The following is a 26,356-nucleotide window of genomic DNA, read 5'->3' on the forward strand; positions in this document are numbered from 1 at the left end:
GTTAAGTGAACTAACAGCTGATAAATACAAAAACGCCCGGCCAACGGTTCTTCGCAGAACCGCCAGTCGGGCGTAGTCATTTTAGTTATTTTGCATCCGTCTGATCAGAATCGTCGTCATCGCGACGCCGGTTCTTCAATAACAGGTAGATGATGATGAGCAGAAGCAGGAGAATCAAAATCCCGCCGGCCACGAACCACCAGAAGTAATTCTTTTGTTGCGGCGTGTTGATCTTGTTCTTTAATTGGTTGATCTGGGCTTGCGTCACGTTAAAGTTCTTGACGAAGTGCCAGTGGTACCCGCCCTTGGCGTAGGCATCCAGCGTCAGCGTGTATTCGCCGGCCTTTAACTGCGTACTGCCCCACGGAATGGAGTAGTTGAAGTTTGAATTTGGCGCCATGGACATGTTGCTCTTTTGATTGCTCAAGACCGTCTTGGAATCGTTGGCCTTGGTGACCTTCGACTTGATCTTAAGTTCACTCATCAGGCCTGGCCGCGGGTTTTGCAAGTTGGCTTGAATTTGGTTGTATGAGTTGATCTGTCCCGCCTTGACCGTGTGCAGGCGCATGTCAGGGGCGACATCGACGCTGCTTTCACGGAGCCGGACCCCGATGACGTAGGCAAAGGCGTTCTTGATGGTGACACCCTTTTTGGCACTGGAACTGTCACTAGCGGTCAACTGCTTGACGTAGACCCCACCCAAGATCATCCCGTCGATCTTGTCGGCTGGCATGGTGTAGGAGACGGAGACACGCTTGGTACTCTTCGCCGGGACGTTGACCTTTTGGGTGCTGTCCTTGCTGAAGATGTCCTTGATACCGACCTTCAGTGAGCTATCCAGTGTCGGATTGGCCTTACTGTAGTCGATGACCCCGTTGTCGTTGGTGATGGCCTGGTTGACCCCCACTTGGAACCGTTTCATTGATTTACTGGTATTACGAATAACAATCGTTAATTTCTGTTGTTGTTTTGGTTTAACCCGTAACGCGAAATACGTGACCTTCTTATCGTCTTGGTTCTTCGGCAAAACGGCACTGACCGAGTAACCAACACTTTCAGCGTGAGCCGTTTCGGTCTGTTGGACCCAACCGAACGCCATTAGTAACGTCCCAAGTGTTACCAAAATTTTTAGCCAACGTTTCATGATTCTCCCAACCTCCATAAAAACTCAACTTTAAACTCATTGTAACAAAGAATGCGGTGACTGTCGCCACCGCATTCAGAAACTTTAACATTTTTAGTGTAAGGAATCGGTTAAGGTCCAATTCAGCACCCCGGTGTAGGTCTGTGTCTCGGCGACCGCACTGCCGTTGACCAGCAATTTGGTCGGCGCCGCGGTGTCGTAATTGAGCCGATAAATCCAGGTGCCGAGCCCGGTGCCGTAGTCAGCTTGACCGACCTTAGCCATTTCTCCCAGTGGTAAGCGGGTGGTACTCGTCGTGGTGACGTGCGGATACTGACTGACGGTCGCCCCCGACGCGAGAAATTTGGTCACGCCCAATTCGACCGACGCATCACTGCCGTCAATCTTCGTCGAGTCCGCTTGACCCACCAAAACACTGGGGGTCAGCATCAATTGCCAGCCATCCCCAGTGTAGCGGCGGTCACTCACCTGCACGAAGGCTTGATGGTTCGTCGCCGTCGCGGTGATGATCCCGTTTGCATAACTATTTTCATCAAATACCAGATTCGATGCGTAGTCAATCGTCAGGTCCCCGGTCGACCCAGTCCCCTGATTGTCAGGATCTAAGTCATCGCCGGGAAACGCACTCCCCGACCCATCCGGATTCTGGGGAGAAACGGACCCAGAGGTGTCGCCACCTTTGAGGGTAACTTTGGCAGTCGTGTTCTGGCTACCATCGGGAGTAGTACTAGCTTGCGCGACGGTTGACCCACCCAAGACCAAAGCCGTGAGGGCCAACGAAGTCACGATTAACGATGTCCATCTAGTCACTACGCAGCCCTCCCTTTTCGTTCTTGACTGCGATTAATTACTTAGCATCAGTTGTTGATGCCGTGGTACCAGGGGTGTTGCTTAAGGTCCAAGTTACTGTTGAAGTGTATGAGCCAGCAGCGTTTCCAGCAGGCACTGTCAAGCTTGCGCCGCTAAAAGTATCCAGCCAAGTCCCAACACCATTACCCGTATTAGCACTGTAAACAGGTACGTTATCAGTTCCGGCCGTTGGTAGTGAGACCGTTTCGTTATCCAATCTTGCTGGGTTGGCATCCCCGCTATCTAATGAGCTGAGCGTGGCACCAGTATAATGAATAGTCCCACCTTGAATAGCAGCAGCGGCACCAGTGGTAATAGAAGTATCATCATTCTTCATCACCGTATTAGAGGCTAAAACCTTCCAGCCACTCGCAGTCCCGGGATCAACAACAGCTACAGCACCACTTCCCTTATCCTTCCAAGAATTTTCACTCGTAGAAAAAGTTCCGTCTAGCTTCAAAGCTTCTTGACCGTTGATAGTCCCATTGTCAAACGTTACATCAGGCGCAGAAACAATTGCCAATTTACCTGCAACGTTACTCCCATCACCATCACCATCGTTACCATTATCCCCAGCACCATTGTCACTGTTCAATGTAACCTTAGCAGTCGTGTCTTGAGTCCCTTGTCCGGATTCCTTAGAAGCGTTGGCCGTAACCGTAGTCATACCCAAGCCTGCAACCAAAGCAACAGAAGCTAATAATTGTAAAGTTTTCTTAGTCATAATAAAGATCTCCCTCAACTAATTTTGTTGTTTTCTTTTCTTAAATAAGATTCCAATCCAAACCAGCAACAATAAGATGACGCCCGCCATGGTTCCCAATCCGAACCAGGTTTCAGAAGTTTGTGGCAATCGTCCCGTCGTGCTGTGGCTAGCGACCAAGGCCGCCTGACCATTCCGACTATTTGTTGGACTAACAGTGGCCCCTTGACCGCCGTTAGTTTTGGCCGGTGATGTTGTTCCGGCTGAATGACGATTGCCATTACCCTTTTGGCCGCTCACCTGGTCACCATCATCACCCGTAATTAATGCTCCAGCACCGTTATTGGTGATTGGTGACGTGCTCGTTGCCGGCTTAGTGAGCGTCACCGAGTAGTGTGACTGCTGAACATCATCCGCACGAGCAGTCGTTGGGAGGCCCCAACCGACGATCAGCAGGCTCAGCACCAGCAAACCTAAATCTCGTAATCGCATCGCTGTCCCATCCTCACGTCCTGTTCCACTTGCCTAACATTTAATTAACAATATCTATTACAAAACATCTGATGAATTCATCTGATTACATAAATTATAATAGCACCGTTTTGTGTCTTTGTCCACAATTAAATATCTGTGGTAAAAAATATTTTTGTCGTAATCTTTATAGGGGGCATACAAATAGTTAAAGCATTCGCCTATTTTTCTTTATTTTCCAATTATATAGCTCTTAAAAGCATATTAATCATATTATCCACTAATGCAGTTCGGTAACCATTAAAACCAATTTCAAATTTGCTGAAAGTCCTAACAACAAGTTTATACGCTAGATAAAAAAGTGGTGGCTACATTAGCCACCACCCTTAGAATTTATTTTTTTAAATTACTTATACTTAAGCTGGAGCTTGACCCAAAGTCCAAGTCAAGGTAGACACGTAGTTTCCTTCAACAGCAGATGATGGAACTGCCAACTCAGTTGCCGTCATTCCAGCCTTCCAAGTACCAACACCAGTCCCAGCTTCAGCAGTAAAGACGTTTGTAGCAGAGTCAGTCGTATCAGCCCCAGTTTCAATCTTCGTGCTTGGTGCAATAGGTGCAGTAGAGGTGTTTTGATCTGTTCCAGTTTGTTCAGCTGATGGATTAAAGTTCATGGTGTAACTACCACCAGATAACGAAACGTTCTTAGCTGAGTCTGCCATTGGTGTTGCGGAAACCGTAACATTCCATCCAGCACCTGATCCGGCATCCTTAACAACCAGGTCACTCGAAACTTCGCTAGTTGCCGTGATTGCAGACCCAGTTAAGTTTCCAGCAGTAAATACAATGCTTGGTGCAGAAACCAAGGTAACAGCTCCTGAAGTACCTGTGCCAGCTTTTAATTCAACACTAGCAGTAGTGTTTTTTGAATTTTGATCACCAGTATCAGCAGCGTTGGCAGTCGTCGCTGAAGCTAAACCCAAACTAACAACTGCAGCAGCAACAGTGACGAAACCTAAAGTCTTCTTAAACATATTGATTATCCCCTTTGAGCCTTTTCGGCTAAATATAAATTTCTGTCAACCCTGGCTGATCGATGTCACTGCCTTGCGGGATTACCCTAGTTAATCGTGCCCCCAATGCTTGGCGGTTATCTCTGTATCAACCTTACAAACATATAATAGCGCATTTCTCCGTCTTTGTCCACTCTTAATTATCTGTGGCGAGAACCAGTAAGGGGAAAATCCTTTCATGTCTGTTATAAACGTTTATAATATAAATGTGATTACAATTTAAACGCCGTCATACCGGCATTTATAGCCATTTTCAATTCACGGTTCAGTCGGGATTTTCTGTTTCAAAACGCCATTTTGCTCGTGATTTCGTTAATACTTCATACGGGTGTTAGACTAACCACATTAGTTTTAATCCCTATAAACGACCAGTGCAAAACCCTTGATACATCTGGATTTCCGGCTAATCCCGGCAACATGGGATTTTGTCCAAAAAAATTTTAAAAAAAGTTCAAAAAAACTAAAAAAATCAGCATTTTTCGTCGTCTGGACAGAAAAATGCTGATTTCATTAGCTTACTTATTGTTAAAGCCACTGTGGAAGCCCTTTTGGACCGAGACTGGGGCGTTCTTGTAGGCCATCTGCTTCACGTATTTGCCGCGAATCATTAGTCGATTGGCCCCGGTGGCGTCACAGGTGATCAGTGTGACCAACTTCTGCTTGGTCTGCGCGACCACCCCAACGTCCGTGGCCGGAATGAATTTCCGCACGCTGACCTTGTAGACGTAGACGCGCTTGGCATTGGTCAGGTAGATCAGCTGCCCCACCCGAGTCTTCCAATATAACGGACTAAATAAAATCGTCTGTGACGACATGTGGTGCCCGGCCAGCGGGTAGTTGCCCTGCCCCATCTGTTGATCCGGCCGCATGGTCCCCGCCGTCAACGCCAACACGGCATTGCTGACGCCCTTGGCAATCGGCAGGTGAATCTTGGACTGTGGCATCAAGATTTCGCCGACCACGTGGATGTCCGCCGAATTCCAGCGGGCCTTGGCCACCGTCGAGAAGTCCAGCGACTTGACCTTACTGAAGTCGTACGACGCCTTTTTCTTTTCATTTTTCTTCACTGACTTGCGCGAAATGCGCGGCTGATAAGACGAAATCAGCCAATTTTTAATTTGTTCATTGAAAATCAACCCCAGCGAGATGACGATCAGGAGGGCAAAAATCGTACTCCACAACCACCGCCACCGCCGTTTCGGTTGTCGTTGTTTTTTGTCGGCCATAGCACTTACTCCAATCCCCAAATAATTCGGTCTCTTCGTCTTTGCATTCTACCCTTTTCCCACCCAAAAACAAAGCTTTAGGATCGACCGCGGTCAAAAACTTAACGAAATTCGCCGAAAATTGCCCACAGCCACCCATCCCGGCCAGGACACCACGAAGCGTTAGGTGCCCGATTTCTCCATAGAAATGGTCAAAAAAAACCGGCGGCAGGAAAACCTGCGCGCCGGCGAAGACAAATCATAAATTTTATAATTAGTCGTTGGTTAAACCGTACTTCTTGTTGAAACGATCCACAGCACCATCGGCTTGAGTAAACTTTTGCTTACCCGTGTAGAATGGGTGGGAATCAGAAGTAACTTCGACACGGATCAATGGGTAAGTGTTGCCATCTTCCCATTCAACCGTTTCGTCAGAAGTTGCCGTTGAACCAGACAAGAACTGGAAGCCAGTACTTGAGTCTTGGAACACAACTTCGCGGTAATCTGGATGAATTCCTTGCTTCATAATGTAATACGCTCCTTTTGCCCTGATCCATTTACTGGACCAGAGATTGATTTTATCGTCAACCGTTGAATTATACCATGAATCGCGCTTAGCGGCAATGCCTAATCTTGGCCATTTTCCACTAAAGTGTCGTCGACAATCTCAACGTCGGCGTTCAGCGCCGTTAATTTTTCAACGATGCGGTCATACCCCCGCAAAATGTTATCGGCTTGGCTGATCTCGGTATCGCCCTCGGCCATCAGCCCGGCAATCACCAGTGACGCACCGGCCCGAATCTCGCCGGCCTGCACTTGCCCGCCAATCAGGTCATCGCTCGGGTCGATCACAATCGTGCCCTCTTCGGAACGAATGTGCGCACCCATCTTACGTAGCTCGGCGATGTGCTTGATGCGTTTGGGATAGATCGTGTCGATGACGACACTACTGCCGTCCGCCTTGAATAACAACGGCGTCAACGGCTGTTGCAGGTCCGTCGCAAAGCCAGGGAACGGCATGGTCTTGACCTGAATCGGCTTGAGATTTTCTGCGCGCGGTACGTAAATGCTATCCTCATTGATTTCGAGTCGAACGCCCATCTCAATCATCTTGGCGGTGAAGGCCTCCAAGTGTTCGGGAATCACGTTTTTGACCACGACGCCCTCGCCCACGGCCGCTGCCATGGACAGGTAAGTCCCGGCTTCAATCCGGTCGGGAATGATCGTGTGGGTGTTCATCGCCCGCAGCGTTGGCACCCCTTCGATCCGAATCACATCGGTCCCGGCACCGCGGACATGGGCGCCCATGTTGTTCAGGAAGGTCGCGATGTCGATGATTTCCGGTTCCTTGGCCGCATTTTCAATCACCGTCGTGCCGACAGCCTTGACCGCCGCCAAGATGGAGTTGATGGTGGCCCCCACGGAGACCATGTCCAAGAAGATGCGCGCACCGTGTAGGCCTTCCGGACCGGTCGTGATGCGCACCGTGCCATCGTGCTCATCCACCGACGCACCCAGCGCCTTGAACGCTTTGATGTGTTGATCGATAGGCCGTGGCCCGATGTTGTCACCGCCAGGAAAACTCAGCGTGGCCCGTTGGAACCGCCCCAACAAGGACCCCATAAAATAATACGATGCCCGTAAGCTCTTGATGGCCTTACTTGGGAGGGGTGCTTCCACAATTTCCGTCGGGTCAATGGTCAAGACCCCGTCTTCAAACGTGGAATGCACGTTCATTGATTTTAAAATTAACATTAGGTTGTGCACATCAAGGATATCCGGAACCATGTCGAACCGGACCGGCGTATCAGCCAAAATCGCTGCCGGAATTAAAGCTACTGTGCTGTTTTTAGCGCCGCCGATGGTCACTTCTCCTGAAAGTGGTCGGCCGCCGTGAATAATCATTTTCTTCATTGTGATGTGTTCCTCACTTAATTTATCTTCCATTTAATTCCATACAGTCAGATACCATGATAAATAAACCCAGGCAAAAAGACAACTGTTTCCCGGTATTTCGGGCAAAATGTAATATTTGAGCTGATCATTTGCAATTTCACTGCACGCGGTTAAGCCAGTCACGCTGGTCTGAACGGGTCATCTTGCCAGTCAGAACTGGTGGCTAACGCAACAGCCAGCCAGCGAAGAACTTCGGCTTCATTAGTTCAGTAAACGGACGATACCAATCACCGCCAAAATGGCCGCTATCAGTCATCCCAGCTTACCAGCAGTCTTCCGCAGGTCATCTAGGTTTCTGGCCAGGATCGTATCGATAATAATTTGCGTCAATTGGTGCGGCGTCTCAGGCATCCCGTCTTTGACCCATTTCTTCAGAATACTCTGCAGACCCGCGCCGATGTACATCCCCTGGTAATCGTTGATCAACGGCGGTTCCGGGCCGCTTTGGCGCATCAGGTCTTGCATGCGCTCTAGCAGCTTGGTTTTCCCCTCGACGAAGACCAGATTACTGAGCTTCTTGTCGTGATAAAACGCCGTCAATAGATGTTCCAAGGCCTGGGTCGGTGTACCGCTCTCAAACGGGTGCAGCTCACTGACAAAGGCCTTTTCAATGCTGGCAACGCAGTCATAAATATCTGTATAGTAACGGTAAAAGGTCGTGCGGTTCACATCGGCCTGAGCACAAACGGCTGTGACCGATATGGCGTTGATCGGTTTACTTTCCAACAAAGATAACACTGTCTCTTGAATAACTCGCTGGGTATACTGCGCCCGCCGGTTATTTTTGACACCCACCATCACACTTCACCTCTACCTACAGTTTCACTTACGCGCATTGCTAAGTAATATTACGTGCCGTTACCCCCATTAATATGGTAAGGTTAACACCACCTGAGCCATCAATAACTGATTGTAGCAACAGGTTGGCCAAAACTGTTGCGTTCACAACAGTTCTGTTGACATTGGCGGTTGCCAAGTGTCAGGTTCCTTTTATAAGATATAAGACACGGTGTTGCAATAATGTATATTTTATCAGAAAACTACTGCTAACAACAGCCGAAATCAAAAAATGGAAGGATTATTTTAAAATGCTGGAACTCAAACATATTAAGAAATACTATCATGTGGGTGATTCCGTCACCAAGGCCTTGGATGATGTCTCTGTGGCGTTTCGTTCCCAAGAGTTCGTCGCCATTCTCGGGCCGAGTGGTTCCGGGAAGACGACCATGCTCAATGGCATCGGTGGCCTGGATATTTACGATTCCGGGGACCTGGCGATCGAAGGCAAGTCGACCAAGGACTTCTCGGAAGCCGATTGGGACGCCTACCGGAATAACTCGGTCGGTTTCATTTTCCAGAGTTACAACATCATCAGCCACTTAAGCATCCTCGACAACGTTGAAATGGGCATGACCTTGAGCGGTGTCAGCAATGCCGAAAAGAAGGACAAGGCTCTCAAAGCCTTAGACCGCGTTGGCTTGACCGACCACATCAATAAGAAACCCAACCAATTGTCCGGGGGGCAACTCCAACGGGTCGCCATCGCCCGGGCTATCGCCAACGAGCCCGAGATCCTGTTGTGTGACGAACCGACCGGTGCCCTGGATACCGAGACCAGCGATGAGATCATGCAGCTGATCAAGGAACTCTCCGCGGAACGGCTGGTCATCATGGTCACCCACAACCCTGACTTGGCCCGGCAATACGCCGATCGGATCATCGAATTTGCCGACGGGAAGATTCAAAACGATTCGAATCCCTACAACGAACACGCCGACGCCGAACAATTTCAGCTCAAGAAGACCCGGATGACCTTTTGGACGGCTTTGAAGCTATCCTTCAACAACATTCGTACCAAGAAGGGCCGGACCGCGTTGACCGCCTTTGCCTCCAGTATCGGGATCATCGGCATCGCCGTCGTCTTGGCTCTGTCCAACGGGTTCCAAACGCAGATCAACAAGACGCAGGCCAACACCTTGGCGCAGTTCCCAGTCACCATTGCCCAAACGGCAACCAACACCACTGGCACACAGGCCAACGATAAGGTGAAAGCTAACAACAAAAAACGGGTCACGGCCAAGGTGAGTGAGCAAGACAAGGCCACCCATACCAATAAGCTTACCAAGTCATACTTAAAGTATATTAAAAACTTGGATTCGAAGTTAAGCAAGAACGTGACCTACACCTACTCGACGGGCATGAACCTCTTGCGGCAGGTCAACGGCAAGACCAAGACCGTCTCCTTCTCCAATGCCGACAGCAACAGCTCGAACAACGCTAGCGCCATGCAATCCGCAATGGCCGCGTCGACCGGGGTCGGGGGATCCGTTTACCCGAGCGCCAGTGACGGCGGCGTCACCTTCTTAAAGAAACACTACAAGCTGGTCTCCGGAAGCTATCCGAAAAGCGCCAACGACGTCATCTTGATCGTTGACCGTGACGGCTCGACCAACATCAACGCCTTGAAGAACCTGGGCTTCACCGCCAAGGACAATCAGAAATTCCGCTACAACCAAATCGTCGGCACTACGCTGAAGGTCGTCAACAACAACGACTACTACCAAAGCCTGCCGACCGGGAATTACGTGCCCAACAAGGCCACGAACGCCCTTTACAATAACCAGAACAACACGACGTTAAAAATCGCGGGTATCGTCAAGGTCAAGTCCAAGTCTTCCGAAAATGTCTTGGCCTCCGGCATTGCCTACAGTGATAAGTTAACTCAAAACATCATTCAAAAGAACAAAGATTCTAAGATCGTTAAGGCCCAAAAGCAGGCCGACGACAACGTCATGACCGGCCAAAGCGTCGACAGCACGACCAAGAAGTCGCTAGTCAGCTACCTGGGTGGCTCCACCACGCCAGCTAGCATCCTGATCTACCCCAACACCTTTAAAAACAAAGACAAGGTGCTGCATTACCTGGACAAATACAACCACGGCAAGAAGAAAGCCGACAAGGTCATCTACACCGATATGGCCGGGACCGTTTCCAGCCTGACCGGGGGCCTGATGGATGCTATTACCTACGTCCTGGTCGCTTTCGCCGGAATCTCTCTGGTCACGAGTATGATCATGATCGCCATCATCACCTACACGTCCGTTTTGGAACGGACCAAAGAAATCGGGATCTTAAAGGCCTTAGGGGCCCGGAAGAAGGATATCACCCGGGTGTTTGATGCCGAAACCTTCATTCTGGGGATTGGCTCAGGGGTCCTCGGGGTCGTCATCGCTTGGCTCCTGACGTTCCCCATCAACGTGGTCTTGAAAAACATCACGGATCTCAGCAACGTCGCCCATCTGAACCCGGTTCATGGGATCGTGCTGATCGTCATCAGTACCGTTTTGACCATGTTGGGAGGCCACATCCCCGCACGGATGGCCGCCAAGAAGGACGCCGCTACGGCATTGCGGTCTGAATAAAATCAGATCTGCTAAATCAGCGCCTCCGTCAGTGGCCCGAACGTTCCGCCTGCTATGGGGGACACTGGCCGCCTTACCGTTCGCTAGAGATGGGTTGGAACGCTGAGGGCGCCGGTCCAAGCCAAAGTACGGTCTTGGACCTCAAGTTGGAGCCGGTAACCCGCGTCTCCAACTTGCCAGTTCCCTAAGCGCCGTGAACCATGCCGCTAAGGGAACTCCCACAGCTGAACCCATCTCTAACGAACTCTCGGCTACGGTGGTGATTGTTACCCATTAGTCACCCGACTACGACCCATCACTGCCAACTATTTTCTAGCGGATAGTAACTCACTTCCACACAGCACTATCCCACGCGTGATTCTAGCGTAGCCACTTCATGATTCTCAACTCAAAAACAGGTCCGAAACCGCACTTTGTTTCGGACCTGTTTTCATTTACATGGCTTTTAGCTAACCGTATTGCTCAACGTCCACGTGATGGTTCCCTGGTAGTCCCCCTCCAAGGCATCACTATTGACCTTGAGCATCACGCCGCCCTCACTGCCCCAGCCGTCGATGATATCGGTGGTCTGGCTGGCGGCCGTGTTAGTGCCGCTGGCCACGACTTGGCTTTGGCTCAGGGAATGCTGGTTGCCCTGAGAATCGACCCAGACGGCTTCACCGGCCAGCTTGGCCGACGTTAATTTTTCCGTGAAGTCACTGGCTTTAGCCGTCACTGCCCACGTGGAGCCCTTGCCCATCCCGTTGTCCACGGACACGTCCCAGTCAGATGCGCGCCCAATCAGAGCCGACGTTCCCGTCAATTGCGTGGTGGTAAAGGAGCTCTCCGGATTGACCTGCTTGAAGGCCAGCGTCCCGGAAACGGTAATCGTGACCGGAACTGTATTGGACTTATTGCCACGGTCGTCGGTCGCGTACAGGGTCAAGTTATTCGTCCCCGTCGTGAGTTTATCTGCGGGAATGGTCAGATGGAAGGCGCCATGCGCGTCCGGATCACTGGCACTGCCATTCAAGGTGAAATCATCAATGGTATGGCCATTGTCCAAGCTGGCGTGCATCGTGATCTGATCGTTGGTCGTCGTGTCAGCCGTGCCGCCATCCATGCTCACCCCACCGGCCACGTCGACCGACTCACCCGGCTGGACGGACGCCGTACTGCCAGATGACAGCGCCAAGACCCACTGCTGGGCAGGATAAATGGTGTAGCTGGGGGTGGTCACCGAATTGATTTCGTTGCTCCCATTGAAATAACTCGTCGTGCTGTTCACCGTGGTATCTGTGGTCACCGCATCGGCTTTGCCGGTCAACTTGATGGTGGCACTGGCATTGGCCGTCGACAGACTCTTCGCCAACGTGTGGGCCACCGAACTGGCGGACAGCTCACTACTGCTGAGGGCCTCGGTACTGCCATCCGCATAGGTAATGGTCCCGGCGGAGAAGCTGACCCCATTAGGTTTCGGTAGTTGCGCCTCAATATTTTGCCAGTTCTGGTTACCGCCATCATAATTTAGTTTGTAGGTGTAAGTCAGGTCATCGTTGCCATTGACGCTGTCGCCGTCGGTAATCGTTTTGCCGGTCGTTGTGTCAGTCACGGCCACGGTCGAGCTGGCATTGACCAACCCGGGGATGTGTTCAAAGGCCACGACGTTGTTGGCGTACTGGCTCCCAGTCGTCCCAGTGAACCCCCAGTAAACCTGTTTAGTACTGTCGGTAGCGTTGATACCCAGTTTGCTTAGGTCGACCTCGACCGTTTTGGTATTGGTTGGCGTTTGCGCGGCCCCCGTATCCGGATTCTTATCCCCCAGGGTATAGGTCATGGTCCCCGTGTTACTGGTACCAGTTGGTGCCGTCCAGTCTAGGGTGAGGTGGTGCCAGGCACCGTCGGACAGCGTCGTTTCGAAGGCCCCTTTGTGCGCGACGTTGTAGAAATACTTGCCACCACCGTCTGAACTCCCATGCCGGACGTAGGTCGCGGTTTCGGCCGGGTAGTTTGACCCAACGTGCTGGAGATCAGAATAAATAAACTCGTAATCAAAGCTATCATTATCGCCACCAACCCGACTGTCGTTGACTTGCTCATCAAATTCCAGCGCCCAGCTTTTGGGAATCGCTGAAGCGGCGATTGCACTTGCATCTGTGGCCAGTTGATTATATGCCACCCCCCAGACTCCTAGCGATTGTCCCGCCGGTTGTTTGGAGCTGGGAAAATTCGTGAAACCGGTGGCCGACGCATTTTGCATGACGAAAGCCATCCCCTGCCCGGATTTTGTGGCGCCGTTCTTGCCCATGTACAGCCACATGGAAAAGCGACCGTTCTTGCTCAAGTCAAATTTGTTATCACTCGTCGACCAGGCCGCGCCATTTTGACCGGCCTGATTATCCGTAATCTGTAACCCGTGATTGCTAGCGACCAGCGTCGCATTGTTGGTTGCCCCGGTAATCGTACTCGTCGTATTAAAAATCCCGTTGATGGCAAAACTGTTCGGTAAATTATTGGTCACCGCCGTATCGGAAGCGCGGGCAACCACGATACCAGTTCCCAGTCCCCAGATTGCCATCATACCCATTAACCACAGCCATCTCTTCTTCACGACACAGCCCTCCCAACTTTTAAAAATAAATCGTTACTATAAGTAATGTTTCATTTTTGACCTTTAGAATAACACGAATAGTGGTTAAGGTCCACAAACATGTTTACCTTAAATATTTCTTAATACACAAAACTGCTGAACGGGTGGTGTATCACTGGTAGACCAGGGATTGACCAGCAATTCGTCTTTTTGAAGACCTATGCCACACTTAAACCAATGCGTTACCAAATAATTGTCAGCACGAATTATCTCGGGCAATCCAACCGACCGTTTGGCTAAGTCTGGTAACCTAATAGTTCAGTTTTTTAGCTCCAAAAGGCCATAAAAAAGAGGCCAGTTTGCACTGACCTCTTCGGAAAAAATGTTATTTACTTTTAGGATTGCAGTCAAACTCGACCGAGTCTTGACATCGCCAAAAGCCAACCGGTTCCGCTCTGCCTACACCAGGCTAGTCTTGAACTTCCTTGCTAGCAGCGGCGATAAAGTCGCGGAACAAGCCTTCTGGCCGGTCGGGGCGAGACAAGAATTCTGGGTGATATTGCGCTGCCACGAAGAACTTCTTCTTCGGCAATTCAATGACTTCCACCAAGTGATCGTCAGGCGACGTCCCGGAGAAGACCAGGCCCCTGGCCGCCATTTCGTCACGGTATTGATTGTTGAATTCATAACGGTGACGGTGACGTTCCTCAACCATTGGCTGGTTGTCGTAAGCGGCCGCAGCCACACTACCCGGCTTCAATTTGCAAGGGTACAGGCCCAATCGTTGGGTCCCGCCCATTTCTTCGACGTCGGCTTGATCAGCCATCAGGTCAATGATCTTGTGCGTCGTGCTAGGGTCCATTTCCGTGGAGTTGGCATCCTTATAGCCCAAAATGTCACGGGCAAATTCGATGCTGGCCACTTGCATCCCCAGGCAAATTCCTAAGAATGGCACGTCTTGTTCGCGGGCGTACTTGATGGCTGTGATCATGCCTTCAATGCCCCGGTCCCCGAAGCCTCCGGGAACAATGATGCCATCGGCACTGCCCAGCAGGTCTTGGACGTTGTCATCCGTAATCTTTTCCGCATCGATCATCTGCAGGTCAATCTTGGCATCGACCGGGTAACCGGCATGTTGTAAGGCTTCATCGACAGAAATGTAGGCATCGTGCAAGGCCACGTACTTGCCGACCAAGGCAATTTTGATGGTCCGTGACAGGTTTTGCATGTGGTCGACCATCTTGGCCCACTTGGCCATGTCGGCCTTAGGCGCCTTCACTTGGAAATGATCCAAGACGATTTGATCCAAGCCTTGGTCTTGTAACCGCAGTGGGATCGAGTAAATCGTGGGTACGTCCATGGATTCGATGACGGAACTTGGCTTAACGTCACAGAACAGGGCAATCTTGTTGCGCATTTCGTCCGTGATTGGCGCCTCGGTCCGCACGACCAAAATGTTGGGTTGAATCCCAATGCTCCGCAGTTCGCGCACAGAGTGTTGCGTCGGCTTGGTCTTCATTTCGTGTGCGGCGTGTAAGGTTGGGACCAACGTGGTGTGGATGTAGACCACGTTTTCGTCGCCCACTTCCGCCTTCATCTGCCGAATGGCTTCTAAGAACGGTTGGGATTCGATGTCCCCAACAGTCCCGCCAATTTCCGTGATCACGAAGTCGGCGCCCAGCGTCTTGCCGGCCCGCATGATCTTTTCCTTGATCATTCCGGTGATGTGCGGAATGACCTGAACCGTCGCGCCCAAGTAGTCGCCGCGCCGTTCTTTTTCCAATACTTCTGAATAAATCTTACCAGTGGTGACGTTTGAATATTTGTTCAAATTGTTGTCAATGAACCGTTCGTAATGGCCTAAGTCCAAATCCGTTTCGGTCCCATCGTCGGTCACGAAGACTTCCCCGTGTTGATAGGGGTTCATCGTGCCGGGATCCACGTTGATGTACGGATCGAATTTCTGAATGGTTACGTTCAAGCCACGGTTCTTCAGCAACCGTCCTAGGGAAGCGGCCACAATCCCCTTACCTAGTGATGAAACCACGCCGCCAGTCACAAAAATATATTTGGTCATGTGCAAACTCCTCGTAAGATTATTTAGGGTCGGAAAACTATAAAAAAAGCTCCCTATCCATAAGAATAGGGAGCTTACCGTCCAGTTGTCCTCGCTACAAGTAGCAAGGAGCCCAAAAAACATAATACCTGCTTTTAGACTGGAGGTCAAGCGAAGAACGCAAATTTATTTTTGTTCCTCGTCGTCATCTTCATCATCATCAGCTTCATCGTCGTCGGCGGAGAAATCAAGATTTTCATCATCGTCGTCCGGCGCTTCCATTTGGGAAAGCTGGTCTTCGATACCGTCCGGAATTTCTTCCGAATCGTCTTCTTCGTCATCGTCGTCGATGCCTAGTCCGGTTTGTAACTTGCCCAGATCAGGTGCGCTGCCGTTGCCGGTTGCATCATCGTCGTCATCATCAGTCGCATAGGTACTGGTGGTGTCGTCATCTTCCGGATCGTCATCGTCGTAATCGATCACGTCATCGTCGTCAGTCGTGTCGGCCAAGAAGGCGTTAACCTTCTTACGCTTCTTGCGCTTAGGTTGATCTTCATCTTCCTCGGCGTGAACGGTCGCTTCATCGATGGATTCAAACGGATACCAAGTTCGCAGTCCCCAAAGGTTATCACCCAGAGAAATGAAACTACCATCGACATTTAAATCCGTATAGAATTGGGACAGCCGGTCACGAACTTCCGCGTCGCTATCGCCTAAATAGGCTTGGACGGCGTTCGCTAAGTCAGCAAATGCCATCACATCGCCATGTTGCGATAAAATGGCGTGAGCAACTTCGATCATTGATAATTCCTTTTTGTTCTGGCCCTCAAAGACTTTTAATTCCAAACTGGTGCACGTCCTTTCCACAGTCTACGAAATATGATACTCGTTTATGCGGTAAATTGCAATCTAATCTTGTAGTTTCCGACCAGATCGTTGTTCGCATAGAGTAGGTAGTCGATCTTAACGTTGCCACTAAAGGGTCTTTCCTTGAAACTCGTTTCCAAATAAGGGGTCACCGTTTCGATTGGCATGATGCCATACGGGGTGTTGTACCGGGCCGTGACGCGTTTGCCACTGACAAAATGCAAGCGTAATTCCGCCTCAGCGTTGCGGGTCAAGTGGACCTCGCCTTCTGGGGTGAACTTCATGGTCACCGGCGTTTGTTCGCCAGTCTCCTTATTCGGTTCCAAATACCGCAAGTACAGGGTGCGCCCCATCTGAACCAGCTGACCATCCACATCCAAGCGGTAGTCGGAAACGTCTTCTTCTTGCTTGATGTGCGTCTCCAAGTGAATCATGACGGGCACCCCCGCAGATAATTGATCCATTTGCACACTTCCTTTCCGCGAATTGTCTGGATTAATTATAGTTCATTTCGCGGCGAAAACCTACCAATTATCACTTGCTGGACGATAAAATTCGGTCAGCCTGGTACTGAGACAACGTTCTGGCGGAATGCCTTGTATTGTGCGAAATCTAGGTCGGCACACTGGCGGTGTTCCCCACAGCGGGCAGAACCCTGGCTGACGCAGGCGCCTGGTTTCACCGCTTTCAATGATCAGAACACGCGAGACACGCGTCATTAGCTTGCCAAGTCCGCAATCACGCTAACCAGGCAAGAACACTGGTCCAGACCATGACGGCGCAAGCGTTTTCTAGTATAATGAGAGGTTGAAGTAACTCTACGAAAGAAGGCTGTTTTCATGTTTCCGTTTGACCTCCCCACTAACCAAATTCAGACCGTGACGACGCCCATCCCGGCCGATCAGAAAAACCAAGCCTTTGGGTACACCAACGCGTTGCTCGACTTAGTCGTTGACCTTCAGGAGCCCATATTGCACTTCTGGACCATGCAACCGACTGTGATCATGGGACTCAAGGACAAACGCTTGCCGCACCTGACAGCGGCTGTGAAGGCCGTTTCCCGCCATGGCTACGACTATGTGCTCCGCAACTCGGGAGGACTGGCGGTCGTCAGTGATGCCGGCGTGCTCAACGTTTCGTTATTTACGCCATTGACCACCCCTCCCATTAGTGTGGAGGCGGCCTACGCGCAGATGACCACCCTGGTCGACGCCGCCTGGCCAGAACTGACGCTCAAACACTACGAGATCACCCGCTCCTATTGCCCGGGTGACTACGATCTCAGCGTGGACGGCCAAAAGATTGCCGGCATCGCCCAACGCCGCAGCCCCCACGCCCTGGTCACCATGCTGTACCTAAGCGTTTCCGGCGACCAACTGGCTCGCGGCGAGATGATCCGTGACTTTTACCAGGCCGGCTTAGGGGATGCTGAGAATCAGTGGAACTTCCCGGACGTTGACCCTCACGTCATGACGACCACGGCCGCACTGTTGCACACCGACATGACCGTTACCGACGCCCAAAATCGCTTCATTGACGCGGCCCAAACGGCGGGTCTACAGGTGGGCCACGAAAAATTAGCAACCTTGATGGCCACGCCAAAATTCACGGCGGCTTTAGACCACGCTACGGCTCAAATGGCCCGGCGCCAACCACGATTACAGGATTAAACTTAAAGGAGGAATCAGTGTGACTTACGCCCAACAACGTTTACCACGGGAAAAAGTGTTTCGTGATCCCGTTCATAACTATATCTATGTCCAACACCAAGTCATTCTCGACTTGATCAATACCCGGGAGTTCCAACGGCTCCGGCGCATCAAACAACTCGGTACCGCCTCACTGATTTTCCACGGTGCCGAACATTCCCGTTTCACCCACTCGTTGGGCGTTTACGAAATCACCCGGCAAATCTGTGACAACTTCCAGCGTAACTACCCGTCTCAAACGCCCGGTGATGGCGGCTGGGATGACCGGGAGCGGCTGACTGCGTTGTGTGCGGCCCTCTTGCATGATATCGGTCACGGCCCATACTCACACACGTTTGAACACATCTTTCACACCGACCACGAAGCCATTACCGCAGAAATCTTGACTTCACCCGCTACCGAGGTCAACCAGGTCTTGCGCCGGGTTAGCCCGACATTTCCCGCCGAAGTCGCCAGCGTGATTCAAAAGACCTACCCCAATCCACAAGTCGTCCAAATGATCTCTAGTCAGATCGACGCGGACCGGATGGACTACCTCTTGCGTGACGCCTACTTTACCGGGACCGAATACGGGACCTTTGATCTGACCCGGATTCTGCGGGTCATGCGCCCTTACACCGGGGGCATCGCCTTTGCCATGAACGGCATGCACGCGGTCGAAGACTACATCATCAGCCGCTTTCAAATGTACCAACAGGTCTACTTCCACCCTGTCTCCCGGGCCATGGAAGTCATCTTGGACCACTTGTTAGGCCGGGCCAACGAGCTGTATCAGGCCAACCAAACGGATGAGAGCTTCATCCCTCACCTGTTGTTGCCGTTCTTCAATCACCAATTCGACCTTCACGACTATCTGAACCTAGACGACGGCGTCTTGACCACCTACTTCATCCACTGGCGCGACTCACCGGATCAAATTTTGGCCGACCTGGCGCACCGGTTCTTGGACCGCAAGCCGTTGAAGAGTGCCGAATACACAGCGGACACGGCGGACCTGTTGCCAAAACTACGCCAGATGATTCGCTCGGTCGGGTTCAATACGGATTACTACACCGCCACGGACAACAGCTACGACCTGCCTTACGACGATGCCTACGACCCGAAGATGACCTACCCGTTGACCCAAATCGAACTACAAGAACCCGATGGCAGTCTACTGGAACTATCGACCGTGTCCGACCTGGTCAACGCCATGCGCGGCAAGTTCTCGGGGGATCAACGCTTCTTCTTCCCCAAGGAAATGCTCAACCCCGGCAACAACGCTCCAGAACTCTTCCAGCCCACTTACGATGAGTTCGGGTCCTACATTCAAAATAACCAATTGATTCAACCCAAGGAGTCCTAACCATGACGGTGAAACTAATTGCAATCGATATTGACGGTACCCTCTTAACGTCCAACCACAAACTGGCCTTGTCGACCATTGACGCCATTAAGGCGGCCACGGCTTCGGGCATCAAAGTGGTGCTCTGTAGCGGCCGGCCCTTGGCTGGCGTGCGGCCTTACCTCGAAATGCTCGACTTAATCGGCGACGACCAGTACGTCATCGCCCACAACGGCGCGGCGGTTCAAACGACGACCGGGCAGCCGTTGATCACCCATTCGCTGAGCTTAAATGACGCTCAACGGCTGGTGGATCTGGCCGACCAGGCGCCCATCCACTATCACCTGATCACACCTCAAGCCATCTATACCCCGAACCGCCCGGCTAGCGCCTATTCGATTCGGGAAAGTCACCTGGTCAACCTGCCGATCAAGTATCTCCTGGCCGATCAAATTCCGGACGGCGAGGACCTCTTGACCTTCGTCTTCATCGACGAAACGGCGGTGGTCGACCAATTCGACACCACCATTTCGGCCGCCTTGCGCCAGCAATTTTACGTGGTGCACACCGACCCGCATTTCATCGAGGTGCTCAACCGCCACGTCAGCAAGGCTCAGGCCCTGCAAGAACTGGCCCAACGGTTGGCCATTGACCCTACCGACGTGATGGCCATTGGGGACGGCCCCAACGACCTACCCATGTTGAAAGCCGCGGGACTTGGGGTCGCCATGGGCAATGCCGACGCTGAGGTCCAAGCCGCAGCCGATGCCGTGACCGCCAGTAACGACGCTGACGGGGTCGCCAGTGCCATTTTGACCCACGCGCTGTCACTCTAATCTGAATTTATTTAAAGGAGAAGCCTTTCATGACTGCAAGTAAAATTAAATTAATCGCCATTGACATCGATGGCACCCTGCTCAACGAGAAAAACGAATTGGCCCAGGCCACGATCGACGCGGTTCAAGCCGCTAAGGCCCAAGGCATCAAGGTAGTCTTGTGTACCGGCCGGCCGTTGACCGGGGTCAAGCCTTATTTGGACGCCATGGGCATCAGTGGTGACGACCAATACGCCATCACCTTCAACGGCTCCGTCGCCCAAACGATTTCCGGCAAGGTCTTGACGAACCACGCCTTGACCTACGACGACTACATTGACTTGGAAAGCCTCTCCCGTAAGCTTCAATCCCATTTTCAAATCGAAACGCCCGACTACATCTACACGGCCAACAAGAACATCTCGGCCTACACCATCGCCGAAAGTTACCTGGTCCGCATGCTGATTCGGTACCGGGAAGTCAGCGAAACACCGCGCGACCTGACCATCTCCAAGGCCATGTTCGTCGACGACCCGAAAGTCATCGACCACGTGAAAGCCGACATGCCGGCCGCATTCAAGGAACGCTTCAGCGTCGTCCAGAGTGCGCCTTACTTCATCGAAGTCATGAACAAGCATGCCAGCAAGGGTGGCACCTTAGGCGAACTGGCCACGCAGCTGGGATTCACGGCGGACAACGTCATGGCACTGGGCGATCAGGGCAATGACCTGTCCATGATCACTTACGCTGGCTGGGGCGTCGCCATGGGCAATGCCATCGACGAGATCAAGGCAGCGGCGCAGGCCACCACGTTGACCAACGCTGAAGATGGCGTGGCCGCGGCCATTCGTAAGTACGCGTTGCAGTAACCGCAACTTGTTCCTCATGTTAAGATTGTGAGAACTGGCCGCCTATCGTTCGCCAAATATGGGTTGGAACGCTGGGGGGACGGGTCGAGCCAAAGAACGGTCTCGACGCCTCGCTTTGAGCCGAAGTTCACGTCTCAAAATGGCCTCATGGTCGAAACGTGCGCCAACAGGCGGAACCCTGACTGACGCAGGCGCCTGGCTTCACCAATTTTAGTTTGTCAGAACACCGCTGTTACAGTAATCTTTTGACGTTAATTAATCAAACCGTTATCGACTTACCCCCACAGTGGATAAGTCGATTTTTTAATTAACTCACCGAACCTCGGTTAAAAATCACCGCTTAGTCGTTTATTTTAACCCTGTGGTTGGCTCCAGTGTTAGGGTAGTGGTGACCAGAGGAGATGGTTGTGATATGAATATTAAGGAGTTTGCAACGCAGGTGGACTGTAGTCCGGATACGCTTCGTTTTTACGAGAAGATGGGGATGCTCGTTCCCAAGCGCACAGCCGGCAACTACCGTGAATACACGGTGACGGACCTGGCGACGTACCGCATCATCCACAGCTTGAAACGGGCAGGCCTATCGCTAGAAGAAATCGACAAGGTCTTAAAGCTGCGTGACGCCGACGACATCGATGCGACCCACTGTGCCGATACCCTGCGCTTCATCACGGGAAAGCACGCGCAGTTCGTCGACAATCAAAACTTCTACGCAAAACTGACCAAACTCACCGCCAAGATGACCAAAGCACTGACCAAATCAACCTTGTCTCACAGTGAACTAGCCACCATGATCGAACAAATCGGGGAATTGGACGACCAGGTCGTCTAGGCGGCACCGCTATCTGTACAAAAAATATCATTTCCCTAAACATCGGGGGTTGCCTAACCGGGATCCCCGATGTTTTTTGCATCACCCAATTCACATCACTGGCCAGCCACGGGCCACCTGCTCAACCGATAACTCCCAGCGACCGCACGATACGCCAACTGGCAGTGAACAGCGCTTGAGATACAGAGCCTGGTCCGCAATGCGTCCACCAGTCCTATCCAACCAATCAGCCCCAATCACCGGCTGACCGAACAGCGTGATCTGCCAAAAAAACATGCCTCCTATCCCGAAGAACATGCCGGCCATGATGAATAAAACTGGGCCAATCAACTCAGTGATACCTGCAATGGCCGGTGTAACAATTCTCGTTTTCAGCTTTGACATCTGGACGCCTCCCGTCTTATAAATACTGTTATATCAACGTTTATCTTCCATGAGGTAAGTCCAACTATACAGGAAGTCGCCCCCATTTCCTAGCGAAAAAAGCACAATCGTATCGACTAACGAATTGATTGCGCGGTTTAACTACTCAAGCAAAAAGACACCCTCACTAGGAAGATGTCTACGGTATTTTCTATTCAACTGTCATCAGACGATGAGCCTGAACGAATTGCTGGAACGTTTGAAAGCATTGCGTCAAGAAGTCCAGCGTCCGGTCGTCGGTCAACTGACCATTTTGATCGAATTGCTTTTTGGCAAACCCCATCATGAACTGGTTGCCCGACAGCACGTGAGCGTTCAGACCCGGCGAGTTCAAGATTTCACGTAGTTGGGTCTGGGCAAACGAGGTTCCTTGTTGTCCCAACGAAACGCCCACGACCATGACTGGCTTGTCCGTGAAAGGATGCGCCGCGTACGACAGCCATTCCAAGCAGTTCTTCAGACTGGCTGGAATCGAGTGGTCATACTCAGGAGTCGCAATGATGACGCCATCGGCTGCGGCAATCTTGGCCGCCAATGTGGTCACACAAGTCGGCGTCGGTTGCGCCGTCGACTCGTTAAACATCGGTAGGTCTTTGATTTCAGCGACTTCGATGTCGACGTCCGTCGTAAAATGGCTACTCATGAACTGCAACAACAAGCGGTTGTATGAAAAATCGGCGTTGTTACCGACTAACCCAATGATTTTCATGAGGCGGACACCTCTGCTTTTTTTAAGTAATTGGCCAAGGTCTGCCCCGCATTACGGCCGGAGTAGAAGGCATAACCCACGCAGGTCCCTGGCATGTTCGGCCCGTACGTATCCCCGACCAAACCAGAAGAATCGTTGCCGGCCGCGTATAATCCCGGAATCACTTGTCCAGCATCATCAACGACTTCGTTATCCGGCGTCACTTGCAGACCACCCATGGTGCAGAAAGCCCCAGTGTACAACTTAAAGCCGTAGTATGGACCGTCGTTAACGGGAACCAGGTATTGCGCGTCCTTCCCGAATTCATCGTCAACCCCAGCGGCTGCCGCCTGGTTGTAGCGACTAACGGTTTGGGTCAATTGGTCAACGGGCATCCCCATCTTTTGCGCCAGCTCTTCAATCGTATCGGCCTTAAAGATGAACGGCTTGTTCGCAGCTACCGCGGCATCGATTTCGTCCTGAAGCTGGGTCATCTTTTCTCCCCGCTTGACGTAAACACCGAGGCCCATGAAATTACCATCCTTGGCCATCCGGTCGATCACGCCTTGATCCAAGACACTGTAGACGGCGTTTTGCGTGTACATAGCGTTACCGGCATAAGAGAAGTTGTAAACAACACTTTCGTCCACAAACCGTTCGCCCTTTTCGTTGACCCACAGCAACGGTTGTTGGCCAGCGGCTGCGTTCATTTGTGACCCCATAAACTTAAAGGCGGGTTCGTCAGGGTCTTTCAAATAACCACCGAACAACATGGCCGTCCCGGTCCCAGATTGTTTGGCACCTGCTTGCCAGGCCATTTGTAACCCATCACCGGTCCCCTTACCGGAGCTGACCGGAATCAACCGACTGGTATCGTAAGACGTTAAGTCCTTCATCATTTCAGGATTGTTCAGGTAACCCCCGGTGGCTAAGACCACGGCTGGCGTTTGAATCTCCACCGTCTTACCGGATTCCTCGTCCTTCACATCAACGGCTACGATAGCGCCTTGGTCGTCGCGATGCAGGCCTTGAGCGGAAGTCGACGTTAAGATTTCTACACCAGCGGCTTCAGCCTTGGGTTGGAGTGCTCCGTGAATGACTTGGTTGCCCATCCCCTTGTAGATGTGCCAGGTCGCTTCACCGTCACCCATGGCTTGTACGCCTTCGTACTCAACCCCTTGATCGGCTAACCATTGCACGTTGTCGGCACTGGCATCAACATACTTGCGCCAGATGCGAGAATCGGCTTTGTACTTCGAGTAAGCCACTTCTTCTTTTAACACGGCCGTGCCAGAGACTTTGATGCCGGCTGCTTTTTGTAAATAGGAGTCGACGGCGAAGAGGCCTTCGGTGTAGTTACTACTCCCACCGGTCGTGTGGCCTTTCTCCAACAACAACACCTTCAACCCCTGTTGGGCGGCGGTCAGTGCAGCGGACATCCCGGCAGCACCGGTACCAGCAACGACGACATCATAACTTTTTTCGCTTGGGATAGACATGAGTTTTCCTCCAATTTGTTAGTGAATTTTTACACAACTAGTTGCAAAAAAATTTTGAGTTCTGCGTTAACGTTTGAATGACTACAGTCTAAACCGCAAATCTATGTTAATATAGTCACAAATACTTTCGTCAGGCGAACCAATCAGTCCCCCTAGGAGGAAAATACCGTGGATTTAGAACACTTACACTTATTCTTAGAAGTCGCCCAAGCCGGCAGTTTCAAACGGGTGGCGGACCGTCACTACATCTCACAACGCGCCGTTTCCAAACAAATTCGCCAACTGGAAGCCGAACTTGGCGTCACTCTATTCCAACGCAAGGCGAACACGATTGTCTTGAACACCCAGGGGCAATTTTTCTGGGGTGAGGCGCAAGACATTGTGAATCACTACAACAATGCCCTCAACGAGCTGCACGGACTGGACCGGCTCAGTAGTCAAACGCTACAGGTCGGCTACTTCTCCGTGTTTGAAAGTCACCTGTTAAAGCAAGATATTCGTCAGCTAAACCGAACGCATCCCAACATTCACGTGACGATTCGCGAGGAAAGTAACGAGCATTTAGTCACCAGCATTCGCCGCGGGTCGCTCGATATCGCCTACTCCATCGAATATGGCCAGACTGTTTTACCCGATGCCGACAACCTTACCGTGATGCCCGTCTTCACTGGTGAGATGGTGCTGGGCCTTAGCCGCGACAACCCGCTGGCCCACCAAGCTACCGTGACCCTCGCAGACCTCAAGCAAACGCCTATCCTGTATTACAGTCCGGAGAGTTCGACCTTCCTACTGGAGAGCTTCTTGGCCAGCATCCCTCAGGGCCAACAGACCGAACACGTCCAGCGGGTCGGTAGCATTGAGCAGATGCAACTACTGGTCGCCCTCGACCAAGCCGTTGCCTTCTTCCCAGCTGGCCTCCTGGCGACTGATTCGCCAGACGATGACGATATTGTCTATAAGCCCTTTGAATTGGATTCACAGGGTTATAAAATCGTCATGGTCTACGATCCGCAAAACCAAAACCCGGCACTCAAACAGCTCCTGGCGCTTAAAAAGAGTGTGCCAACAGGCGAGCATTAACAGTGCTAGGCGGATAATCCCGCTCTTGGATTATTTGCTTAGCACTGTTAAGCGGAACCAGTTGCCTGTTGGTGCACGTTTCAGCCATGAGGCACATGATTCCAGCTAACTTCCGTCTTTCAAGCTTCAGTAAACAACAACGGCCTTCACCACCCCGTTACAAATGGGCAGTGAAGGCCGTTACGATTTTTCAGACGTCTATGTGGACTAACACTCAGAATTCGTCTGCGCTCACCCAGCATCAACTCAACAGGTCGCTCCAGTCGGTGCCGTGGTTCCCGCATGACGTTCCGGAACAATCGGCTCGCGTTCCGCGTTTGTCGTGATGCGACTACGTTGACCCACGGGTTCCACGGATTGCCGCTTGCTCTCTAGTGGCGCCGGTCGGGTCGTTTGGCTCGTGACCCGTTCAATTCGTGGGGCGGCCGCTGCGCTAACACGGTCCGTCACCCGTCCCCCACTCACGGCAAGCACCGTTCCACTGATCAACACGACGCCAATCAAAGCACCCAGATTTTTTACTGTCATCATACCGAGCTCCCTTCTCAACTGGATGTGACCACCCAGTCCGTTCACCCTCTACTATAAGCGCTGGGCACGTACCGGGATAATCTGCGGTCCGCGGCGACCCCATTTCGTAAAATTGCGGGGCCTAACCATTTGATCATGCGTGTATGCAAAAAGAGAGTGGGACAGACGTGCATGTGCTGCCGCACACCCCGAAACATGAAAACGACGATCACTGATCTTTTGATGATAAAATATCATTGAAGGATTAGTGATCGTCGCTTTATTGGTACTT

Annotated in this window: 25 protein-coding genes; 7 read left to right on the forward strand and 18 right to left on the reverse strand. The window is 51.7% G+C overall.

Annotated elements, in window-relative coordinates:
• Positions 1 to 85: 85 nt before the first annotated feature.
• From EGT51_RS09210 to EGT51_RS09250, 9 genes are all read right to left on the reverse strand, one after another.
• The gene (locus tag EGT51_RS09210) at positions 86 to 1,144 is read right to left on the reverse strand and encodes a DUF916 and DUF3324 domain-containing protein (RefSeq protein ID WP_225428711.1); all 1,059 of its coding nucleotides are present in this window, start codon (positions 1,142 to 1,144) and stop codon (positions 86 to 88) included.
• Between the two features lie 93 nt (positions 1,145 to 1,237).
• Positions 1,238 to 1,954, reverse strand: a complete 717-nt coding sequence (locus tag EGT51_RS09215) for a WxL domain-containing protein (RefSeq protein WP_135368424.1) — start codon at positions 1,952 to 1,954, stop codon at positions 1,238 to 1,240.
• A gap of 37 nt (positions 1,955 to 1,991) precedes the next feature.
• Positions 1,992 to 2,717: a WxL domain-containing protein gene (locus EGT51_RS09220; protein WP_135368425.1), complete on the reverse strand. Its 726-nt coding sequence runs from the start codon at positions 2,715 to 2,717 to the stop codon at positions 1,992 to 1,994.
• A gap of 18 nt (positions 2,718 to 2,735) precedes the next feature.
• Positions 2,736 to 3,188, reverse strand: a complete 453-nt coding sequence (locus EGT51_RS09225; protein ID WP_135368426.1) for an LPXTG cell wall anchor domain-containing protein — start codon at positions 3,186 to 3,188, stop codon at positions 2,736 to 2,738.
• A 395-nt stretch (positions 3,189 to 3,583) separates the two neighbouring features.
• Positions 3,584 to 4,201, reverse strand: a complete 618-nt coding sequence (locus EGT51_RS09230) for a WxL domain-containing protein (protein WP_135368427.1) — start codon at positions 4,199 to 4,201, stop codon at positions 3,584 to 3,586.
• Between the two features lie 554 nt (positions 4,202 to 4,755).
• Positions 4,756 to 5,466: a class A sortase gene (locus EGT51_RS09235; RefSeq protein WP_135368428.1), complete on the reverse strand. Its 711-nt coding sequence runs from the start codon at positions 5,464 to 5,466 to the stop codon at positions 4,756 to 4,758.
• 253 nt (positions 5,467 to 5,719) lie between these two features.
• Complete coding sequence (locus EGT51_RS09240) at positions 5,720 to 5,971, reverse strand: type B 50S ribosomal protein L31 (protein ID WP_135368429.1); 252 nt, start codon at positions 5,969 to 5,971, stop codon at positions 5,720 to 5,722.
• Positions 5,972 to 6,072: 101 nt separating this feature from the next.
• The gene (locus EGT51_RS09245; RefSeq protein ID WP_135368430.1) at positions 6,073 to 7,359 is read right to left on the reverse strand and encodes a UDP-N-acetylglucosamine 1-carboxyvinyltransferase; all 1,287 of its coding nucleotides are present in this window, start codon (positions 7,357 to 7,359) and stop codon (positions 6,073 to 6,075) included.
• A gap of 294 nt (positions 7,360 to 7,653) precedes the next feature.
• Positions 7,654 to 8,139: a TetR/AcrR family transcriptional regulator gene (locus tag EGT51_RS09250; RefSeq protein ID WP_225428713.1), complete on the reverse strand. Its 486-nt coding sequence runs from the start codon at positions 8,137 to 8,139 to the stop codon at positions 7,654 to 7,656.
• 350 nt (positions 8,140 to 8,489) lie between these two features.
• Here EGT51_RS09250 and EGT51_RS09255 point away from each other — a divergent pair, with 350 nt between their 5' ends.
• Entirely contained in the window at positions 8,490 to 10,823 is a 2,334-nt protein-coding gene (locus EGT51_RS09255) for an ABC transporter ATP-binding protein/permease (RefSeq protein ID WP_135368432.1), read from the forward strand.
• 445 nt (positions 10,824 to 11,268) lie between these two features.
• Here the strand turns inward: EGT51_RS09255 and EGT51_RS09260 are convergent, their stop codons facing one another.
• The 4 genes from EGT51_RS09260 to EGT51_RS09275 form a co-directional block, all read right to left on the reverse strand.
• Positions 11,269 to 13,413, reverse strand: a complete 2,145-nt coding sequence (locus EGT51_RS09260; protein WP_135368433.1) for an L-type lectin family protein — start codon at positions 13,411 to 13,413, stop codon at positions 11,269 to 11,271.
• Between the two features lie 448 nt (positions 13,414 to 13,861).
• Entirely contained in the window at positions 13,862 to 15,469 is a 1,608-nt protein-coding gene (locus EGT51_RS09265; RefSeq protein ID WP_135368434.1) for a CTP synthase, read from the reverse strand.
• Between the two features lie 165 nt (positions 15,470 to 15,634).
• Positions 15,635 to 16,294: a DNA-directed RNA polymerase subunit delta gene (rpoE, locus tag EGT51_RS09270; RefSeq protein ID WP_135368435.1), complete on the reverse strand. Its 660-nt coding sequence runs from the start codon at positions 16,292 to 16,294 to the stop codon at positions 15,635 to 15,637.
• Positions 16,295 to 16,338: 44 nt separating this feature from the next.
• Positions 16,339 to 16,779, reverse strand: coding sequence for a DUF1934 domain-containing protein (locus EGT51_RS09275; protein ID WP_135368436.1), 441 nt, complete (start codon positions 16,777 to 16,779; stop codon positions 16,339 to 16,341).
• Positions 16,780 to 17,154: 375 nt separating this feature from the next.
• Between EGT51_RS09275 and EGT51_RS09280 the strand changes: the two genes are divergently transcribed.
• From EGT51_RS09280 to EGT51_RS09300, 5 genes are all read left to right on the forward strand, one after another.
• Positions 17,155 to 17,985 carry a lipoate--protein ligase family protein gene (locus tag EGT51_RS09280; RefSeq protein ID WP_135368437.1) on the forward strand — a complete coding sequence of 277 codons (831 nt, stop codon included), beginning with the start codon at positions 17,155 to 17,157 and terminating at the stop codon, positions 17,983 to 17,985.
• A 19-nt stretch (positions 17,986 to 18,004) separates the two neighbouring features.
• The gene (locus EGT51_RS09285) at positions 18,005 to 19,369 is read left to right on the forward strand and encodes an HD domain-containing protein (protein ID WP_135368438.1); all 1,365 of its coding nucleotides are present in this window, start codon (positions 18,005 to 18,007) and stop codon (positions 19,367 to 19,369) included.
• A gap of 2 nt (positions 19,370 to 19,371) precedes the next feature.
• Positions 19,372 to 20,184: a Cof-type HAD-IIB family hydrolase gene (locus EGT51_RS09290; protein ID WP_135368439.1), complete on the forward strand. Its 813-nt coding sequence runs from the start codon at positions 19,372 to 19,374 to the stop codon at positions 20,182 to 20,184.
• Between the two features lie 29 nt (positions 20,185 to 20,213).
• A complete protein-coding gene (gene yidA / locus EGT51_RS09295; protein WP_135368440.1) occupies positions 20,214 to 21,032 on the forward strand; it encodes a sugar-phosphatase in 819 nt (272 codons plus the stop codon).
• 412 nt (positions 21,033 to 21,444) lie between these two features.
• The gene (locus EGT51_RS09300) at positions 21,445 to 21,864 is read left to right on the forward strand and encodes a MerR family transcriptional regulator (protein WP_135368441.1); all 420 of its coding nucleotides are present in this window, start codon (positions 21,445 to 21,447) and stop codon (positions 21,862 to 21,864) included.
• 90 nt (positions 21,865 to 21,954) lie between these two features.
• Here EGT51_RS09300 and EGT51_RS09305 read toward each other — a convergent pair whose 3' ends face one another.
• From EGT51_RS09305 to EGT51_RS09315, 3 genes are all read right to left on the reverse strand, one after another.
• Positions 21,955 to 22,248: a hypothetical protein gene (locus EGT51_RS09305; protein WP_135368442.1), complete on the reverse strand. Its 294-nt coding sequence runs from the start codon at positions 22,246 to 22,248 to the stop codon at positions 21,955 to 21,957.
• 190 nt (positions 22,249 to 22,438) lie between these two features.
• Positions 22,439 to 22,996 (reverse strand): NADPH-dependent FMN reductase, encoded by a 558-nt coding sequence (locus EGT51_RS09310; protein WP_135368443.1) that lies wholly within the window; start codon positions 22,994 to 22,996, stop codon positions 22,439 to 22,441.
• Positions 22,993 to 24,474: an FAD-dependent oxidoreductase gene (locus EGT51_RS09315; RefSeq protein WP_135368444.1), complete on the reverse strand. Its 1,482-nt coding sequence runs from the start codon at positions 24,472 to 24,474 to the stop codon at positions 22,993 to 22,995. The genes EGT51_RS09310 and EGT51_RS09315 overlap by 4 nt, the downstream gene beginning before the upstream one ends.
• A 168-nt stretch (positions 24,475 to 24,642) precedes the next feature.
• Here EGT51_RS09315 and EGT51_RS09320 point away from each other — a divergent pair, with 168 nt between their 5' ends.
• Positions 24,643 to 25,554 (forward strand): LysR family transcriptional regulator, encoded by a 912-nt coding sequence (locus tag EGT51_RS09320; protein ID WP_135368445.1) that lies wholly within the window; start codon positions 24,643 to 24,645, stop codon positions 25,552 to 25,554.
• Between the two features lie 246 nt (positions 25,555 to 25,800).
• On the opposite strand, the gene EGT51_RS09325 is transcribed toward EGT51_RS09320, so the two are convergent.
• Positions 25,801 to 26,085 carry a hypothetical protein gene (locus EGT51_RS09325; protein WP_135368446.1) on the reverse strand — a complete coding sequence of 95 codons (285 nt, stop codon included), beginning with the start codon at positions 26,083 to 26,085 and terminating at the stop codon, positions 25,801 to 25,803.
• 51 nt (positions 26,086 to 26,136) lie between these two features.
• Positions 26,137 to 26,356: hypothetical protein (locus EGT51_RS13080; protein WP_225428712.1), on the reverse strand; the 220-nt coding region annotated here is incomplete at its 5' end.

Source organism: Levilactobacillus suantsaiihabitans, assembly GCF_004745505.1.
GTDB classification, from domain to species: Bacteria; Bacillota; Bacilli; order Lactobacillales; family Lactobacillaceae; genus Levilactobacillus; species Levilactobacillus suantsaiihabitans.

Excerpts from the sequence above, each read along its gene's own strand:
- EGT51_RS09315 (WP_135368444.1), bottom strand. The coding sequence starts at position 24,474 with ATGTCTATCCCAAGCGAAAAAAGTTATGATGTCGTCGTTGCTGGTACC.
- EGT51_RS09275 (WP_135368436.1), bottom strand. The coding sequence starts at position 16,779 with ATGGATCAATTATCTGCGGGGGTGCCCGTCATGATTCACTTGGAGACG.
- EGT51_RS09280 (WP_135368437.1), top strand. The coding sequence starts at position 17,155 with ATGTTTCCGTTTGACCTCCCCACTAACCAAATTCAGACCGTGACGACG.
- EGT51_RS09225 (WP_135368426.1), bottom strand. The coding sequence starts at position 3,188 with ATGCGATTACGAGATTTAGGTTTGCTGGTGCTGAGCCTGCTGATCGTC.
- EGT51_RS09325 (WP_135368446.1), bottom strand. The coding sequence starts at position 26,085 with ATGATGACAGTAAAAAATCTGGGTGCTTTGATTGGCGTCGTGTTGATC.
- EGT51_RS09310 (WP_135368443.1), bottom strand. The coding sequence starts at position 22,996 with ATGAAAATCATTGGGTTAGTCGGTAACAACGCCGATTTTTCATACAAC.
- EGT51_RS09235 (WP_135368428.1), bottom strand. The coding sequence starts at position 5,466 with ATGGCCGACAAAAAACAACGACAACCGAAACGGCGGTGGCGGTGGTTG.
- EGT51_RS09300 (WP_135368441.1), top strand. The coding sequence starts at position 21,445 with ATGAATATTAAGGAGTTTGCAACGCAGGTGGACTGTAGTCCGGATACG.
- EGT51_RS09220 (WP_135368425.1), bottom strand. The coding sequence starts at position 2,717 with ATGACTAAGAAAACTTTACAATTATTAGCTTCTGTTGCTTTGGTTGCA.
- EGT51_RS09245 (WP_135368430.1), bottom strand. The coding sequence starts at position 7,359 with ATGAAGAAAATGATTATTCACGGCGGCCGACCACTTTCAGGAGAAGTG.
- EGT51_RS09210 (WP_225428711.1), bottom strand. The coding sequence starts at position 1,144 with ATGAAACGTTGGCTAAAAATTTTGGTAACACTTGGGACGTTACTAATG.
- EGT51_RS09265 (WP_135368434.1), bottom strand. The coding sequence starts at position 15,469 with ATGACCAAATATATTTTTGTGACTGGCGGCGTGGTTTCATCACTAGGT.
- yidA (WP_135368440.1), top strand. The coding sequence starts at position 20,214 with ATGACTGCAAGTAAAATTAAATTAATCGCCATTGACATCGATGGCACC.
- EGT51_RS09230 (WP_135368427.1), bottom strand. The coding sequence starts at position 4,201 with ATGTTTAAGAAGACTTTAGGTTTCGTCACTGTTGCTGCTGCAGTTGTT.
- EGT51_RS09255 (WP_135368432.1), top strand. The coding sequence starts at position 8,490 with ATGCTGGAACTCAAACATATTAAGAAATACTATCATGTGGGTGATTCC.
- EGT51_RS09290 (WP_135368439.1), top strand. The coding sequence starts at position 19,372 with ATGACGGTGAAACTAATTGCAATCGATATTGACGGTACCCTCTTAACG.
- EGT51_RS09240 (WP_135368429.1), bottom strand. The coding sequence starts at position 5,971 with ATGAAGCAAGGAATTCATCCAGATTACCGCGAAGTTGTGTTCCAAGAC.
- EGT51_RS09305 (WP_135368442.1), bottom strand. The coding sequence starts at position 22,248 with ATGTCAAAGCTGAAAACGAGAATTGTTACACCGGCCATTGCAGGTATC.